Genomic DNA, 15,945 nt, shown 5'->3' on the forward strand with positions numbered 1-15,945 from the left:
TAACGTCATTAAATTTTATAATAAAATGCCCAATAACATACCCCCAGTTACTGCAGCCGACCCTTCTTCCGCTTTTCAAAGACTATTAACCGTACTCGATACGTTAAGAACCCAATGCCCATGGGACAAAAAACAAACCATGGAAAGCCTCAGACATTTAACCATAGAAGAAACCTATGAATTGTCTGATGCCATTCTGGAAGGCGATCTGGAAGAAGTCAAAAAAGAACTTGGCGATGTTATGATGCACCTGGTTTTTTATGCCAGGATTGCTTCAGAAACCAATGATTTTAGCATTGTAGACGTACTCAACGGCGTTTGTGATAAACTGATCAGCAGACACCCGCATATCTATGGCGACGTAGTCGTACAGGACGAAGCCGATGTAAAACGTAACTGGGAGCAACTTAAACTAAAAGAAGGCAATAAATCAGTACTGGCCGGCGTACCTAAAGGCCTGCCCTCACTGGTTAAAGCCAGCCGTATCCAGGAAAAAGCAAAAGGCATAGGCTTTGACTGGGAAGATAAAACCCAAGTATGGGAAAAAGTAGAAGAAGAACTACAAGAATTTAAGGCAGAATTTAATGTCGTAGACAACAGCGCTATTGACATAGAAAAGGCAGAGGGTGAATTTGGAGACCTGCTGTTCTCGCTCATCAATTACGCACGTTTTATCAATATCAACCCTGAAAATGCACTGGAAAAAACCAATAAAAAGTTCATCAAAAGATTCCAGTACCTGGAAAGCAAGGCCAAAGAAAACGGCAAGGCCCTACAGGATATGACACTTGCCGAAATGGATGTTTATTGGAATGAAGCGAAACAGCTCTAATTAGCTGTGCTTCTTTTTCATGGTCATTTTAGCTTTCTGACCAATTCCATAGTTGTAATTTTTTGAATTGCTGTCTTTCTTCTGATGATAAGCACCTCCACCGCGGGGGTTCTCGTCTTCCTCTTCAGACAGATATTTATTCTTATCTGTTTTTTTAGATTTCGGAGGGGTAACAATCTGCACCTCTTGCGGAAGTTCCATCTGTTCAAACTTCTGTCCAATGGCCTGCTCCAATTTTCTAACCTGAGCCAGTTCCAGATCCGTTGAAAAAGTAATGGCCACCATTTCTTCCGTAGTTGGTCTTTTCAAAATGCGGTTAAGGAACACTTCCTTCGTTTCCGGCAGTTCAAAATGGAAAATAAAGGAAATACCTTCCAGATCCAATTCCGGACACCCCTCATTGGCGACCACCAATACACGGGCTTCAGGTACTTCTTTAAAATCACCAAAATCATCAAAGCCGCTCTCATCAAAGTGTAAAGGTTTCAGCATCGCATACTCCCCTTCTTTTTGACTTTCCAGACTTTTAACCAGTTTCTGTGCAGTTAATCTTGAATTCACAAAAACTACTACTTTATCAAATACCTCATCGTCCCTTAACAGGGTATGCAATAAATGAAGTTTTGTTTTATAATTTGGTACGTGATACAGCATTTGAGGAACAGTTTCCGCTTTATCACCAAAGTCTTCTACTTCAATCAATGCAGGGAAGTTCATAAACTGATCAATCATTTTATACAATTTATCGTGAACCACTTCCGTAAAGATCAGGTGCTGGCATTTACCAGCGCTTCTGGCCAGTTCTGCAACGGGCAGCTGCATGCCCTGACTTACAATCTGAGCCGCATCATCCACAATAAAAGTTTGCAGTTTACTTAAGTTCAAACCCAGTTTCAGGTATACCGCTCTGGCTCTTGTTGGTGTAGCCACTACGATATCTGTACCTAAAGCCAATTCATTTACATCAGATTCTAAACCTCCTGTGCCCAACAAGCCCATAATGTTCAGGTCACGGTTACGGCTTAGAGAAATGAACTGATCAATTACAGCATCGCCCCGCTCCTGATCAGCAACCAGGATCAAGACCTTAGGTGCATCATCTTTGGTGTATTTCAGTTTAGATAAAACAGCAAGTACATAGGTAGTTGTTTTACCTGCGCCTTCAGGGCCAACAGCAATAATATCTTGTCCACCAATAATTCTGGACATGGTTTTCAGCTGGATTTCTTTAGGGGTTAAGTATCCGGCATCAGTCATTGCTGTTACCAGACCTTTACTTAGTTTTAATTTATCTAACGACACAGTTTCTACATTTATAATAATTCTGCAAAGTTACGCAAAATAACCCTGTGATTTTTAAAGACTGTATCAACACATATTCACAGTAGTCGTAAACTGTTATTGTCCTATTATGATTATCTTTACAATTAAAGGCTATAAAGAACATCAGAAAACCCAATAATAAATAAAGTTAAATGCCTAATCTATATATAATAGCAGGGTGCAATGGTGCGGGTAAAACAACAGCAAGTTATACCATATTACCGGAGATCCTTAATTGCAAAGAATTTGTGAATGCTGACAGTATTGCAGCTGGCCTATCCCCTTTTAATCCTGAAAAAGTAGCGTTTGAGGCGGGTAGGATTATGTTGCATAGGATTAACCAATTGTTAGAAGAAGGAGAAGATTTCGCTTTTGAGACTACACTTTCTACCAGAAGTTACGTTTCTTTAATTAGAAAAGCCAGAACATTCAAATATAAAGTCACATTGATTTATTTTTGGTTGAGGTCGACTGAGGAAGCAAAAGCACGAGTTGCTATTAGAGTGAATAAAGGCGGTCACAATATTCCATCTAATGTAATTGAAAGAAGGTATTTTAGGGGAATTCATAATTTGTTTTCACTATATATACCCATATGCGATTTGTGGATGGTAGTTAATAATACTACTGAAAAACCTCAATTAATTGCGCGAGGCGAATATAACTCTTCAGAATTAATTTTTAATGACGATATTTGGAATACAATAAAAAAGCAAAGTATATGAATATGAAACCAGAAAATATTGAGCTTAGTGATAAAATCATGGCTGGTATACATAAAGCGGTACATGCCTTAGTTGTTAATAGTGCTAAAAAAAATGAGCATTTAGTTATCGCAGACAATGAAGGAAAGGTAAAATCTGTTCCTGCAAAGGAATTATTAAAAACATTGAACAAATAAAGTTACTCCTCCAGCTTACTGAAATCAATCAATTCATCCAAAGAAACCTCCAGACTCTCTGCAATCTGCATCAAACTATAAGCCGTAGGGTTCGCACCGTCCATTTCATACCGGTTCACCACTTGTTTATCCTTATACCCCATTCTTGAAGCCAATTGTTGCTGAGTAAGTCCTAGGCCGAGTCGCAATTGTTTTATGCGTTGACCAAGATTTTTCTTGAAATCAGGAACAGATATGTCATTCATCAACGCAAATTGAAGATTTAACCAAAAAATTGAGTCAACATATTTGTTGACTTTATAACATTTTCTACTATATTTGTCCAGACGCCTTAAATAATGTCAGTCAGCCTAAAGAGTTCATATCGCTCCGGCAAAAGATGCTGTAAAATCAAAACAGCCTTTGAACTCAGCTTTAACCAGTTGAATGAACAGAAACTCAAAACTATCCTTCCAAAATTTTGCATCCCTTTAAAAACCATGGAAAACGATTCATCGTATATACATTCAATAGCAGTTTCTAAAAATTTAAGTAGTTAAGAATGGTACATTACAACACCTTTCCTAATACTAAAAAGGGCCTTTCTCAGCCTCATTGGGATTGGCATGCCACTGCATTGACTACCCACCTGAACAAGGCCTGTTCACTTTATTCATATTATCTTACAAATACAAAAAATAAATTAATAAATAATTTACCAATATTAATACTAAATATATTAGCTTTACGTACTAAATATATTAGCGACGTATTACGTATTTTTTTCATTAATGAAATCAACTATATGGATAGGAAAGAAAGCCAGAAAACAACCCCTTACTCTAATTCAAGGGGCATGTTATATTTTTCAAACGAATTCTATAACTTCCATTATAATAAGACTTTAAAAGGTACTCCAGACACGCAAAGAAGTAATACCTACAGCAATGGACAGCTATAAAAACCTTCCGGACACTGAACTGCTGGCTCTTTTTCAGAACGGCGACAGAAAGGCTTATGAACAGATCTACTATCGTTACTGGGCCATTTTATTTCAACATTGCAGAAAAATGCTCCGCAACGATGAGGAATCAAAAGATCTTGTTCAAGACTTATTTTCTTTGTTCTGGCTGGAAGGCAAAGAACTAATCCTCAAAACCTCTCTATCTGCTTACTTATATACCGTGTTACGCTATAAAGTCTTTAACCTGATCGACAAAAACAGAGTCAGAGTAGATTATCTCTCCTCACTTCAAAGTTTTATAGAAAGCAATGAATCCTCCACTACCGATCATCTGATCCGGGAAAAGCAAATGAAAGAGCTCATTGAAAAAGAAATAGCCTCGCTGCCAGAAAAGATGCGTGAAGTTTTTGAACTCAGCCGTAAAGCAAACCTGTCTTACAAAGAAATTGCTGCCGAACAAAACATTACAGATAATACGGTAAAGAAGCAAATGAACAACGCGCTAAAGATCCTGCGTTCTAAACTGGGGACAATTCTATTTGGTTTATTCCCTTGAAAAAGCGCTAAGAATCTGTGTTCAAAAATTAAATTCACATTTTCTTAACTTTTTCTTCATATCGCATTACACAAGCGCCCGAGCTAACTTACTTACTAGTATAAAACCATAATTGTAAAAGGGCAATAACAAAATGAAAAACGAGGAAGCAAGCAGATTGATCAAAGCGTACCTGGATGATACCGCATCTGCAGAGCAAAGAGCTCAGGCAGAAACCTGGTACATCAAAGCCGCTGGTGCGCAGGAAGAACCAAAAACCTCTATTGATCTTTCCACTCTTGAATCAGAGACTTTACAATCCCTGCGTTCGCAACAAAAAATACAAAAACCGGTCAGAAAACTTTGGACAATAGGTATTGCAGCAAGCGTAGCAGCACTTGTTGTATTGGGTTGTTTTGCAACCTTCTGGTTCCGCACCAATCAAGGCTTACCCGCAAACTATGCCAACGATATTCCTGCAGGTGGTAACAAAGCAACCTTGACCCTCGGCAACGGAAAAACCATTAACCTAACAGACGTTAAAAACGGCAAACTAAGTAAACAAGGCGGCGTACAAATCACTAAAACAGCCGATGGCCAATTGGTCTATCAAATCATCGAAAATCAGGTATCCGAAATTAATGCCTCTACAAACACCATTTCTACCCCAAAGGGCGGACAGTACCAACTGATTCTGCCCGATGGAACCAAAGTATGGCTCAACGCCGCATCAAGTCTTAGCTATCCTGTTACCTTCACGGGGCGTGGGCAACGGGTCGTTAACTTGAGCGGTGAAGCCTACTTTGAGGTCTTTAAAAACAAAAAGCACCCCTTTATCGTAAAATCAGCAAAGCAGGAAATCAAAGTTCTTGGTACACATTTCAACATAAGTGCTTATACAAATGATCCTGTTGTAAAAACAACTTTATTAGAAGGAAGCGTAGAAGTAAACGCTAAAACCATTCTGAAACCCGGAGAACAATCCAGTTTTAGCGATGGCCAGATCAAAGTAACTCCGGTGGATACAGAAGTTGCAGTAGCCTGGAAAAATGGCGATTTCATGTTTAAGAATGAACCTTTGGAAAATATAATGCAGCAGATAGCCAGATGGTATAATGTTGATGTGGTCTATTCAGATCCTCAAGTCAGCAATAAACGATTCGGTGGAACAATCTCGAAATTCAAAAACGTATCTGAAGTTCTATGCATGCTGGAACTCACAGAAGAAGTCCACTTTAAAGTGGAAGGAAGGAGGATAACCGTACTCTCAAAGAAATAAAAGCAACCCTATAACCGACACAATACAACTAACCAACAAAAAAGGCTAGAAGTGTTTGCCCACTTCCAGCCAGTAGCCTGTCTCGCAACCGATTAGAGATCATCACTTAACAGACTAAAACAAATGTATATAATTTACTCCAAAATATTGGACATGAATTGTCATGTCCGTAAAATCCTATTCCTAATGCGCTTAACCACCGTCATTCTTTTAGGAACTATGTTACACTTGAGTGCCGCTACATTTGGCCAGAAGCTGAACTATGTGAATAAAAACGTAAGCCTTGAACAGCTTTTCAAAGAAATTAAGAAGCAAACCAATTATAATGTGGTTTGGTATGAAGGGAAGTTAAACACCGCCAGAACAATCAACGCGGATTTTAGCAATGCCTCACTTGACCAGGTGATGGACAAAGCGCTGAGTGGTTTACCCCTCACGTATACAATCAGGCAGAACAACATTGTGATCAAGGAGAAAACACCCTCACTCCTGGACAAGGTCATCAGCCATTTTAAAAACACTACACTATTCGGGAAAGTAAATGATGAAAAAGGCAACCCACTTCCGGGGGCAACGATTAGAATAAAGGATACCAAGACAGCTGTTTTATCTAACAAGGATGGAAACTTTAGTATAGAGAGTAAAGAGACAAGTGGTGTATTGCTTATATCTTTCCTCGGCTACAAGCCAACAGAGATCGGCTTCTCTCCTATTAACACAGGACCATTTAGTATTACTTTAAAAGAAGATGAAAGTATACTAAATGAAGTTCAGATCAATGCAGGGTATTACATGGTTAGTGACAGAGAAAGAACCGGGTCTATTTCTAAGGTCACGGCGGAAACGATTGGCAAGCAGCCTGTTTCTAATCCTCTGCAAGCACTCCAGGGAACAATTCCAGGGATTCAAGTTACGCAGCAAACAGGTATACCTGGTGGTGGCTTCTCGGTACAAATCAGGGGTAGAAACAGCATAAACAGTGGTAATGATCCATTATATGTTATTGATGGGGTGACATATCCTTCAACAAGGATTTCTAGTCAAAGCACCGGATCTCTTCTGGGAAGTAATGGAGCTAGCCCTTTAGCAACAATTAGTCCAAATGATATAGAAAATATTGAGATTCTTAAAGATGCCGATGCTACAGCAATCTATGGTTCCAGAGGGGCAAATGGGGTAATTCTCATTACAACAAAAAAAAGTGTGGCTGGTAACACGAAAATTAATATAGCAATCTCCAAAGGGATCAGTCATTTAGGGCATTATGTAGATGTACTTAATACCCAAGAGTATTTACAAATGCGTAAGGAAGCATTTAAGAATGATGGATTAGAGCCGGGTCCAACAGACTATGATATAAATGGAACTTGGGACCAAGAAAAATATACCAACTGGCAGAAATACCTGATAGGGAGTAATGCCCCTGTTACTAACGCATCTCTAAACATAGGTGGCGGCACAATTAAAAGTAACTATCTGATTAACGGAAGTTATTATAACGAAGGGACAGTTTTCCCTGGGGATTTTGGGTTGAAGAGAATAAGTCTTCGCTCAAGTATAAACACGGGGTCTGATGAAGATCGCTTTAACTCAAGTTTTACTGCAAACTACAGCCATACAAATAGCAATTTATTAAGCACCGATTTAACAAATTTTATCCTATTACCACCAAATGCTCCTGACCCATATGACAAATATGGAAAGATTAATTGGGCCGACAATACTTTCAACACCAACCCTATGGCCAATCTGCTCCAAACTAGCAATGCACAAACAGATAATCTGATAGGGAACTTAATTTTAAGTTATAAAATTTTAAAAAATCTTATTATTAAAACTTCATTAGGCTACACAACCATTAGAAGAGAAGAACTCCTTAAATATCCGTTAGCATCGAATTCACCAGCCAATATTTATTCATCAGCTCAAAGAGTAAGTTATTTTTCAAATAATCACACAAACAATTGGATAGCTGAACCTATGATTACCTATAAAGCAAAGATAATAGGAGGTAATCTGGATGCTCTATTAGGAACGAGTTTGCAGGACAATGATTATCAATTGAGTACAATTAGTGCTGAGGATTTTGCAAGTGATGATTTAATGGAAAATATTAATGCTGCATCCTTACTTACTGCAAATGAAAATGCCTCCTCCAAATATCGTTATTCTTCTGTCTTTGCAAGATTAAATTATAATTCAAGTGATAAGTACTTTATAAATCTAACCGCAAGAAGAGATGGGTCAAGCAGATTCGGACCAGGAAAACAATTTGCTAATTTTGGAGCTATAGGTGGTGCTTGGATTTTTTCCGAAGAAGAGTCAGTAAAAGAGGCTTTACCCTTTTTGAGTTTTGGGAAGCTACGCGCTAGTTACGGAGTCACCGGCAATGATCAGATTGGAGATTATAGATATCTTCAATTATGGAATATTAATACCTATGGCACATACCAGGGTAGCTCTACACTTTCAGCTGCCGGGGCTCCAAACGCCAATTTTGCTTGGGAAACAAATAGAAAATTAGAGACCGCACTTCAAATGTCTTTTTTTAAAGACAAATTGAATGTCGAAATATCCTATTACAGGAATAGATCTTCAAATCAGCTACTGTTAAAACCTCTCCCTCTAAGTACTGGATTAGCTGGTATCATAGCGAACCTTCCCGCCATAGTACAAAACAAGGGATGGGAATTTGCTACAAATATTAAAATCACAAATTCGACGAATGTACTCTGGTCTATTGGCATGAACCTGACTATTCCCAAAAACAAACTTGTATCTTATCCTGGACTAGAAAACACAGCAGATGCAATCAATTATCAAATAGGAGAACCATTATCAATACTAAAGCTTTATAATGTAACGGTAGACAAACAAACTGGGCTATATGTTATAGAGGATAAAAATGGCAACAAAACTATCGATAATGCGGATCGATACTTGACAAAATTTATAGGTCAGTCCTACTACGGTGGGATTAGCAATTCTATTAAGTATAAGAATTTTAATTTAGACTTTCTTTTTTCTTTCACTAAACAAACCGGCCGAAGCTATAGAAACCTAAATTCTTATGCTCCTGGATTTTGGTTCGATGGTTCACCTAATAATCAATTATCTGAAGTACTTACCAGATGGAAACAATCTGGAGATGAAACCTTAATTCAGAAATTCAGTACAACTATTGCCAATACGCTTCAAAATGTAAAAGTGGCAACTCAAGGAAATCTAACGATAGTAGATGCTTCGTACATACGACTAAGAAACGTTTCATTAGCCTATTCCTTACCGAAGGAATGGTTGTCTACTCTAAAAATACACAGTGCATCTATTAGCCTGCAAGGTCAAAACATATTTACGTTAACAGATTATATTGGGCTCGACCCAGAATCATCAGCTTTTAATCTTCCACCATTGCGTACAGTGACAATGGGACTAAATGTTACATTCTAACCCATTTAAAATGAAACACATTAAATTAAAAATACTTTTATTAAGCACTATTCTAATTCAAATTTCCTGCAAAAAATTTATCGACGTTGGCCCGCCAAAAAATAGCTTAGTACAACAAACAGTTTTTCAAAATGACGATCAAGCAATTTCTGCCGTCACAGGTATCTACGCGCAAATGGCTTTCTCCAACAGCTACGCTTCCGGTGGAAATCTAAGTGTTACCTGTCTATCCGGCCTTTCTTCAGACGAGTTATTTGGTTACAGCGCCGGGACGCTTCCTTTTTATGAAAATCAGCTCAATGCTGATCTTTTAGGGCCACAGTTATTATACTCTGGACCTTATGGATCTATCTATTCAGCCAATGCTATACTGGAAGGATTAGCAAATCAAAACGGGGTAACTCCACAGATAAAAATGCAGATCCAGGGAGAAGCCTTGTTTACCAGAGCATTTGCATACTTTTATCTTGTTAATCTATATGGGCCTGTTCCGCTACAACTCACCACAGATTACAAGATAACGGAGGTTTCCAGTAGGGCATCAGTCTCACAAATTTATGATCAAATTTTATTAGACCTAAAGGCTGCTGAAAATCTGCTTACTGATTCTTATCCTACAACAGAGAGAGTCCGACCAAATAAATCCGCTGCACAGGCAATGCTGGCCAGAACATATTTATATTTAAACGATTGGAAAAATGCAGAAAAGTATGCATCCATCGTAATTGCTAAAAAGGACACATATGCCTTAGTTGATTTAAATTCTGTATTCTCAGCAAATAGTAAGGAAGCTATTTGGCAACTTATGCCAACGGCAAACAGCAATACTCAAGATGGATTTCTATTTATTCTTAATACAACCCCGACTGCTGTATCCTTAAGTAAAAATTTGGTTCAAAATGGATTTGAAATAAATGACAAAAGAAGAACTTCATGGACAAATAGCATAACAATTGGTTCTTCTACATATTACTATCCTTACAAATACAAAATCAAGTTTTCAGCAACTGTTACGGAATATTCGATGGTCTTACGTCTAGCTGAACAATATCTCATTAGGGCGGAGGCAAGAATTAATAATGGATCAATAGATTTGGGAATCACAGATTTAAATTTATTAAGAGATAGAGCACGACCAGAACCAACTACAGATGTTCCAAACCCTATTCCAGCCCTTACTAGTACCCTGACTAAAGAAGCAGCGTTGCTAGCAGTTGAAAAAGAAAGAAGGGTTGAACTCTTTTCTGAATGGGGCCACAGGTGGTTTGATATAAAGAGGACCAAGCGAGCAGAAATCTTACTCGGTTCAATCAAATCTCATTGGAAACCCACCGCTATTCTCTACCCAATTCCACAAGAAGAATTGAATAGGAATCATAATATCACACAAAACAATGGTTATTAAACAACCTCTTATGAAAAAAGCAATTATCTATACAAAAGTAATTTTATTGATTATTATATGTTGTAATACTTGCATTGCACAGATCCAAAATACAATCAAATTCTCAGGAAGGATAAAAGATCTAGTTAAAAAAGATATCTATCAGGAAGTTGTTGTCGATTACAATTCTGATAATGGGTTTGATCCGACAGGACATCATTCCTCAACTTTTACAATAAATAATTCAGGGTATTTTCAATTCGAATTACCTGATCTTAATAAACCATACAAGATAAGTATGAGTATTTATAACAATGATGGGACTAAATTACTATGGAGCAATAGTTATTATACAGAACCGAAAGATAATATTTATATGCAAATCGTAATCGATGAAAGTGCAGACTCAATTGTATGTACAGGTATTGGCATGAATAAATATAATTTAGCTCAGAAATTAAATAAACAATATTTCAATGATTATTATACTGAACTGAACCTAACGACAAAAATAGATAATAATGGATCTATGATTTTCACAAATCCAGATGAGTTAACTCGCAGATTAAAAAGATTGGTGAGGCTAGTAAAAAAGTTCGAATCAAAAAAACAAGAATTAATTAGACATACAAAAATCACCAATCAAATTAGAACTATTCTTAGTTACGAATTCGCCTCATACTATGACGATTGGCGACTAAGAATAGGAATTCTTTACGCAAACAACAAAAATTACTCTACTCAAATAATCAGCAACTACCTACACTATAAAAACCTCTTCTTTAATGATCCTAATCCCATTGCTGAGCTATGTCCAAAATATCTAAGTAAATTATCGTCACGGCTGATATTAGAACTGAAGATGAATAGCAAGTCTGATAAGGTAAAAATCAATTCACTTTATGACACAATTAAAAATAACTATACCGGTAGCATTAGGGATAGATTAATCGGTGAATGTATTTTTAGTAATGTTGTATTTCACGATCTAGAATCTTCTAGTGAAAATTATAGAGATTCTATATATAAAAAGGCACTTAGGGATGTTTCTATTCCATATGTAAAGAGAGCAATTGAAAATAAAATAAATGAATTAAGCAAAATATCCGGTAAGTCTTCATTAATCGAATCAAAATTCTATGCTCTTGATGGGAGTAAGTTTGATTTAAAAACATTAAAGGGAAAAATTATTCTGATAGACACCTGGTTCTTAGGTTGCCGTGGTTGTGCTATGTTTCACGAGGATTTTGAAAAAGAAATTTACCCAAAAATTAGAGAATACAAAAACTTTGTTCTTTTAAGTATAAATATTGACGACAAGGCTGAAAGTTGGAAAAAGGGACTTGAATCGAATCTTTATACATCAATAAATAACACTAATATAATTAACGTCAATACCGGTTCTGGTATTGGTCTAAGCCATCCATTTCTGAAGTATTATAGTGTTAGTGGGGCACCATATCTAATGCTAGTAAATTCGAATGGTGAAATTTACTATCAACCAAGGATCTTTGATAAGTCTGAGCTCATAAATAAGATCAACGAATTAATAGATCAGAAACAATACAGCTATTCCTCTAAATAGTTTTCATAGCTATCATTTATTCTCTCAACTTATTCCTTTAAAATTATATGTAATCAAATTCTTTTCGAAAATTGCTAAAATCTTATTTCCAACTATTTTAAACTGATATAATTTATTCCCTTTGTATTTTGGTATATAAAAGCTGTATAAGTATTTTCCGTCTTTTATGCTATACACATCTATCGGTTGATTCTCAGCAAAGTCAGATTGTTTTTCGTTATCTGCCTTTAAGCGCGAAATAATATAAACGTATTCATCACTTGTTGTTATAAAATCATTAACAACAAGTGGTGGCGTTGTAGGAGTAATCTTCTTTACTGTTTTGCCATCAGCTGTTTTCGTACTAAAAATACTCACTTTTATTTTTGCTACGTTTACTGTATCAATCGTCTTTGCTTTGTATGCCAGATTTAAGTTAGTGTCTAAACTTAGAAACTCTCCTTTGTAAAAGTACATGTAAAGTATTCTGGAATACTTTTGATCATAAAACAACCAACCATCATTAGAAAAAATTCCATTTACAACTTTAGGCAGGGGAAACGTCTTTTCTATTTTGACTTGCTTTAATAACTTCAACTTCATTAGAGCAAGATTCTGTTCTAGCCCATAATCATTACGTGCCCTGACAACAATTGTTTTATTGGAAATTCCCTTCAGGTCATCAAATAATACTCCCTTAACTTTATACAATACTGTTCCAGATTTATTTGAAACAGAAATATCACCCATTGTATTTCCAGAATATATATTTGGCGATTGAAAATCATTAAATATATTGTGACAATTAACATTAAAATTAGCGGGAAACTTTATTGAAAGGGTATCGAGCCGATTAAGTGAGTAATCGACTTTGAACAAATTAAAATGATCAGAATAATTTCCTAATATTATATTTTCAGTTGTCTTTCCAGCAAAAGAAAATAATGGATTTGGTATATCAAGGACATTTTCCATTTTGATCTTCATATCTGTAAAATTCCTGGTAAATGAATTTTTTGCATTATTCTGATTTTTAGTCCAAATTTTGAATATTAATAAACAAGCTATAAGAATAGCAACAATATAAAATATAGTTTTCCTCATTTCAGAATTATATTAATAAGAGCTATCCAATAACAGATAGCTCTTAATTTATCAGTTACAGATGTTTTTCCAAAGCATATTCACTTGGATCAACTGGTGCACCTTGGCCATTTGGATTTGAAGCAGGAAATTTATATACAGTACTACCTCCGATAAAGGAAGCACAGGTTTTAGTTCCAGAGTTACAAGCGATTGGAGTGCTGGATCCAGCAAGATAATAATTAGTTGCATTAGCGGCGCCGATGGCTACAATAGCCAATGCTGCGGCAAAGAATAATTTTTTCATTTTACTAAGGTTTTTTGTTTAAGTGCCTACTCTATTCCAGGTTTTTGGCATCTCCTGATTCAAATTGCGCAAAGAATATTTTATATAAACTCCTTACAGAGTCTTGTTTTCTACTACTTTAGACTGTAAAAGAATCCCCACAATGGCCAGCACCAAAAACACCACATTAAACACCAGGTGCTGCTCCCAGCTCATCGCCGCCAGTACTCCCCCACAGCTACAAGGAATCGAATCACTAAAATTCAAAATGGCTATAATATATGCCGTGAACATGGCCATCAACAACAAACAACCATACAAGCCCAACATAATAGTTCGTGGAAAGATCAGCAACAAACAAACGCCAATCTCAACAGCTGGCACCAGCCAAACCAACACCCCGGCAAAATCTGTCAAGATTGGAGACTTGCCGATCTGGATCTGAAATTTATCATAGTCCATTAACTTACTGGTTGCTGCATAAAGGAACAATAAGAAAAAAAGGCCGGATATAACTTCTACGATTACACCACGGCCAATCTTGCCCCTATTTGCGAGAATTTTAAAACAACAGTCAGATATAAAGTTCATTTTCTTAGAGTTCATAACAATTACTTTGATTACCCAAATTTCGCTAGGAAAAGCAAGGCAGTGTTATATACCCATATACAGAAAAATTGTATACCTGTATACATTTCAGCTGTATACAGGTATACACCTTACTAACTAAGGATCAACACCATAGAAAAATAATCGCTTTCAAAATGGTTTAGATTAATTTTAAGCTGTTCAGCTTTTCCAATTGCCGCACATAGCCTACCCTGGTCAGATTTACATGTAAGGCCTGAACCTCCTGACTGGTGCAATAAATAAAACTCTGATTTTCAGCGACAAACTGTTTCACCCGTTCCATCGGCGACTGCAATAACAAAGCATTACGTTTACGATACTGTACCCCTTGCCGAACTGCCAATATCCGAATGGCATTATTGATATCAGGATAATACTCCATCAAATCCAGCAGATCAGCATAGCTGATCGACAACACCTCCCCACTCTCCAGTATCTCTATATAATCAGTTCTCGGTTCGCCATCCAGCAATCCGGAATCATTAAATATGAACCTGCATTTGCTCCAGATATTGGTACCATACCTGCAACTTTTATCCATACTATAATAGTAGCTATGTACCATGGCCTGAATAGAAAACAGCAAATGTCCCTCCCATCCTGGGCCGGGACTTTCCAGCTGCTGGTATTTCACCGCATTGTGAAGCCTACATCGCTTCACAATTTCATTGATCTTGCTTTCTTCAGCACTGACGAGCTGTCCGAAAGCAGGCAGCACATATCGGGTGATCAATTCCCTTTTATAATCTTCTGCATAGTAATTCATAGGTGTAAATTGAGGGGCGTTGTATATGGCAAAATTTTGCTGTATAGCTGCAACAAAGTTCTGTGTTGAAAAAGACTTTTTACTAGGCCAGCAGTGCAAATACGCACTAGGCCAATATTCTAATCATGAGAATATTTACTCACAGAAAGCAAACAAACTCCTGCTGCGGCCAGAATTACGCCAGTCACATTAAAGATCAGTTGTTCTTCCCAATCCCATGCAGATAAAATACTACTGCAACTACAAGGCATAACCGAACTAAAATTCAGTACAACCATGATATAGACTGAAAACGAAGTCATTAAGGCCAGACAACCGTATAAACCAAACCTTCTTTTTCCTGGGCGGATCAGTGCTATACAAATCAAGAGCTCCCAAGCCGGAATCAACCATACCAGAATACCGGCATAATTTCCAAGTACCGGCAACCTGGACATCTGAGTCCTAAATTGATCACTATTGAAAAGTGCGCTCAGGCCAGCATAGAGAAACAATGCAAAAAAGAGCAGCGAAATTAAGCCTATAATCAGGTTATACGACCTCTTTCGTTTAAATACAAAAAATTCAAAATCATTAAGTTTCCTAAAATTAAAGCCCCGGATGATAATTCCCCGAAGAAAGTTTATTGACAGCTGAGTTTTCATTTATAGTATCCACTAATTTTTGTTAATTTAATTCTATATAAAATTCAACAACTGGAATGAAATTGCAGCTATGCCAGTTCAGTTAATTACTACTGTGCCAGTAAGTTGACACCAAAACATATTTCCTACCATAGCACTCAACAAATCACACAGCAGATTTAATGATTAAACCTAAAAATATTGTAACAATATATTATATATCTTAATAATAAAAATATTTACAATTTTATTTGCATTTAGAACTAAAATACATAGTTTTGCTAACTAATAATTTTAGCGTAAAAAATTAATTAACCCATAATATGAACCAGAAATACATCCTGAT

Annotated in this window: 15 protein-coding genes; 8 read left to right on the forward strand and 7 right to left on the reverse strand. The window is 36.7% G+C overall.

What is annotated here, in order from left to right:
• The first annotated feature begins 25 nt into the window (after window positions 1-25).
• Window positions 26-832 carry a nucleoside triphosphate pyrophosphohydrolase gene (mazG, locus tag R2S08_RS26090; protein ID WP_133777854.1) on the forward strand — a complete coding sequence of 269 codons (807 nt, stop codon included), beginning with the start codon at window positions 26-28 and terminating at the stop codon, window positions 830-832.
• On the opposite strand, the gene R2S08_RS26095 is transcribed toward mazG, so the two are convergent.
• A complete protein-coding gene (locus tag R2S08_RS26095) occupies window positions 833-2,134 on the reverse strand; it encodes a DEAD/DEAH box helicase (protein ID WP_316837874.1) in 1,302 nt (433 codons plus the stop codon).
• Between the two features lie 173 nt (window positions 2,135-2,307).
• Here R2S08_RS26095 and R2S08_RS26100 point away from each other — a divergent pair, with 173 nt between their 5' ends.
• Entirely contained in the window at window positions 2,308-2,880 is a 573-nt protein-coding gene (locus R2S08_RS26100; RefSeq protein ID WP_316837875.1) for a zeta toxin family protein, read from the forward strand.
• 2 nt (window positions 2,881-2,882) lie between these two features.
• The gene (locus R2S08_RS26105; RefSeq protein ID WP_316837876.1) at window positions 2,883-3,056 is read left to right on the forward strand and encodes a hypothetical protein; all 174 of its coding nucleotides are present in this window, start codon (window positions 2,883-2,885) and stop codon (window positions 3,054-3,056) included.
• A 2-nt stretch (window positions 3,057-3,058) separates the two neighbouring features.
• Here R2S08_RS26105 and R2S08_RS26110 read toward each other — a convergent pair whose 3' ends face one another.
• Window positions 3,059-3,301, reverse strand: coding sequence for a helix-turn-helix transcriptional regulator (locus tag R2S08_RS26110; protein WP_316837877.1), 243 nt, complete (start codon window positions 3,299-3,301; stop codon window positions 3,059-3,061).
• A gap of 681 nt (window positions 3,302-3,982) precedes the next feature.
• Between R2S08_RS26110 and R2S08_RS26115 the strand changes: the two genes are divergently transcribed.
• The 5 genes from R2S08_RS26115 to R2S08_RS26135 all read left to right on the forward strand — a co-directional run bounded on the left by R2S08_RS26115 (window position 3,983) and on the right by R2S08_RS26135 (window position 12,232).
• On the forward strand, window positions 3,983-4,555 hold the full coding sequence (locus R2S08_RS26115) for an RNA polymerase sigma factor (protein WP_199079725.1): 573 nt from the start codon (window positions 3,983-3,985) through the stop codon (window positions 4,553-4,555).
• 133 nt (window positions 4,556-4,688) lie between these two features.
• Window positions 4,689-5,813 carry a FecR domain-containing protein gene (locus R2S08_RS26120; protein WP_316837878.1) on the forward strand — a complete coding sequence of 375 codons (1,125 nt, stop codon included), beginning with the start codon at window positions 4,689-4,691 and terminating at the stop codon, window positions 5,811-5,813.
• A 264-nt stretch (window positions 5,814-6,077) separates the two neighbouring features.
• Window positions 6,078-9,263: a SusC/RagA family TonB-linked outer membrane protein gene (locus R2S08_RS26125; RefSeq protein ID WP_316837879.1), complete on the forward strand. Its 3,186-nt coding sequence runs from the start codon at window positions 6,078-6,080 to the stop codon at window positions 9,261-9,263.
• Window positions 9,264-9,273: 10 nt separating this feature from the next.
• Complete coding sequence (locus tag R2S08_RS26130) at window positions 9,274-10,668, forward strand: RagB/SusD family nutrient uptake outer membrane protein (protein ID WP_316837880.1); 1,395 nt, start codon at window positions 9,274-9,276, stop codon at window positions 10,666-10,668.
• A gap of 10 nt (window positions 10,669-10,678) precedes the next feature.
• The gene (locus tag R2S08_RS26135) at window positions 10,679-12,232 is read left to right on the forward strand and encodes a thioredoxin family protein (RefSeq protein ID WP_316837881.1); all 1,554 of its coding nucleotides are present in this window, start codon (window positions 10,679-10,681) and stop codon (window positions 12,230-12,232) included.
• Window positions 12,233-12,256: 24 nt separating this feature from the next.
• On the opposite strand, the gene R2S08_RS26140 is transcribed toward R2S08_RS26135, so the two are convergent.
• The 5 genes from R2S08_RS26140 to R2S08_RS26160 all read right to left on the reverse strand — a co-directional run bounded on the left by R2S08_RS26140 (window position 12,257) and on the right by R2S08_RS26160 (window position 15,620).
• Complete coding sequence (locus tag R2S08_RS26140; protein WP_316837882.1) at window positions 12,257-13,315, reverse strand: hypothetical protein; 1,059 nt, start codon at window positions 13,313-13,315, stop codon at window positions 12,257-12,259.
• A gap of 55 nt (window positions 13,316-13,370) precedes the next feature.
• Window positions 13,371-13,601 carry a hypothetical protein gene (locus R2S08_RS26145; protein WP_316837883.1) on the reverse strand — a complete coding sequence of 77 codons (231 nt, stop codon included), beginning with the start codon at window positions 13,599-13,601 and terminating at the stop codon, window positions 13,371-13,373.
• A 93-nt stretch (window positions 13,602-13,694) separates the two neighbouring features.
• Window positions 13,695-14,186 (reverse strand): MauE/DoxX family redox-associated membrane protein, encoded by a 492-nt coding sequence (locus tag R2S08_RS26150; RefSeq protein ID WP_316837884.1) that lies wholly within the window; start codon window positions 14,184-14,186, stop codon window positions 13,695-13,697.
• 163 nt (window positions 14,187-14,349) lie between these two features.
• A complete protein-coding gene (locus tag R2S08_RS26155; protein WP_316837885.1) occupies window positions 14,350-14,976 on the reverse strand; it encodes a hypothetical protein in 627 nt (208 codons plus the stop codon).
• A gap of 119 nt (window positions 14,977-15,095) precedes the next feature.
• Window positions 15,096-15,620 carry a MauE/DoxX family redox-associated membrane protein gene (locus R2S08_RS26160; RefSeq protein WP_316837886.1) on the reverse strand — a complete coding sequence of 175 codons (525 nt, stop codon included), beginning with the start codon at window positions 15,618-15,620 and terminating at the stop codon, window positions 15,096-15,098.
• Between the last annotated feature and the right edge of the window lie 325 nt (window positions 15,621-15,945).

The organism is Pedobacter nutrimenti, from assembly GCF_032678445.1.
GTDB lineage: Bacteria > Bacteroidota > Bacteroidia > Sphingobacteriales > Sphingobacteriaceae > Pedobacter > Pedobacter nutrimenti_A.

Bases quoted from the DNA above. Each gene is read 5' to 3' on its own strand.
- mazG (WP_133777854.1), top strand. From the start codon at position 26: ATGCCCAATAACATACCCCCAGTTACTGCAGCCGACCCTTCTTCCGCT.
- R2S08_RS26100 (WP_316837875.1), top strand. From the start codon at position 2,308: ATGCCTAATCTATATATAATAGCAGGGTGCAATGGTGCGGGTAAAACA.
- R2S08_RS26105 (WP_316837876.1), top strand. From the start codon at position 2,883: ATGAAACCAGAAAATATTGAGCTTAGTGATAAAATCATGGCTGGTATA.
- R2S08_RS26110 (WP_316837877.1), bottom strand. From the start codon at position 3,301: ATGAATGACATATCTGTTCCTGATTTCAAGAAAAATCTTGGTCAACGC.
- R2S08_RS26115 (WP_199079725.1), top strand. From the start codon at position 3,983: ATGGACAGCTATAAAAACCTTCCGGACACTGAACTGCTGGCTCTTTTT.
- R2S08_RS26120 (WP_316837878.1), top strand. From the start codon at position 4,689: ATGAAAAACGAGGAAGCAAGCAGATTGATCAAAGCGTACCTGGATGAT.
- R2S08_RS26130 (WP_316837880.1), top strand. From the start codon at position 9,274: ATGAAACACATTAAATTAAAAATACTTTTATTAAGCACTATTCTAATT.
- R2S08_RS26135 (WP_316837881.1), top strand. From the start codon at position 10,679: ATGAAAAAAGCAATTATCTATACAAAAGTAATTTTATTGATTATTATA.
- R2S08_RS26140 (WP_316837882.1), bottom strand. From the start codon at position 13,315: ATGAGGAAAACTATATTTTATATTGTTGCTATTCTTATAGCTTGTTTA.
- R2S08_RS26145 (WP_316837883.1), bottom strand. From the start codon at position 13,601: ATGAAAAAATTATTCTTTGCCGCAGCATTGGCTATTGTAGCCATCGGC.
- R2S08_RS26150 (WP_316837884.1), bottom strand. From the start codon at position 14,186: ATGAACTCTAAGAAAATGAACTTTATATCTGACTGTTGTTTTAAAATT.
- R2S08_RS26155 (WP_316837885.1), bottom strand. From the start codon at position 14,976: ATGAATTACTATGCAGAAGATTATAAAAGGGAATTGATCACCCGATAT.
- R2S08_RS26160 (WP_316837886.1), bottom strand. From the start codon at position 15,620: ATGAAAACTCAGCTGTCAATAAACTTTCTTCGGGGAATTATCATCCGG.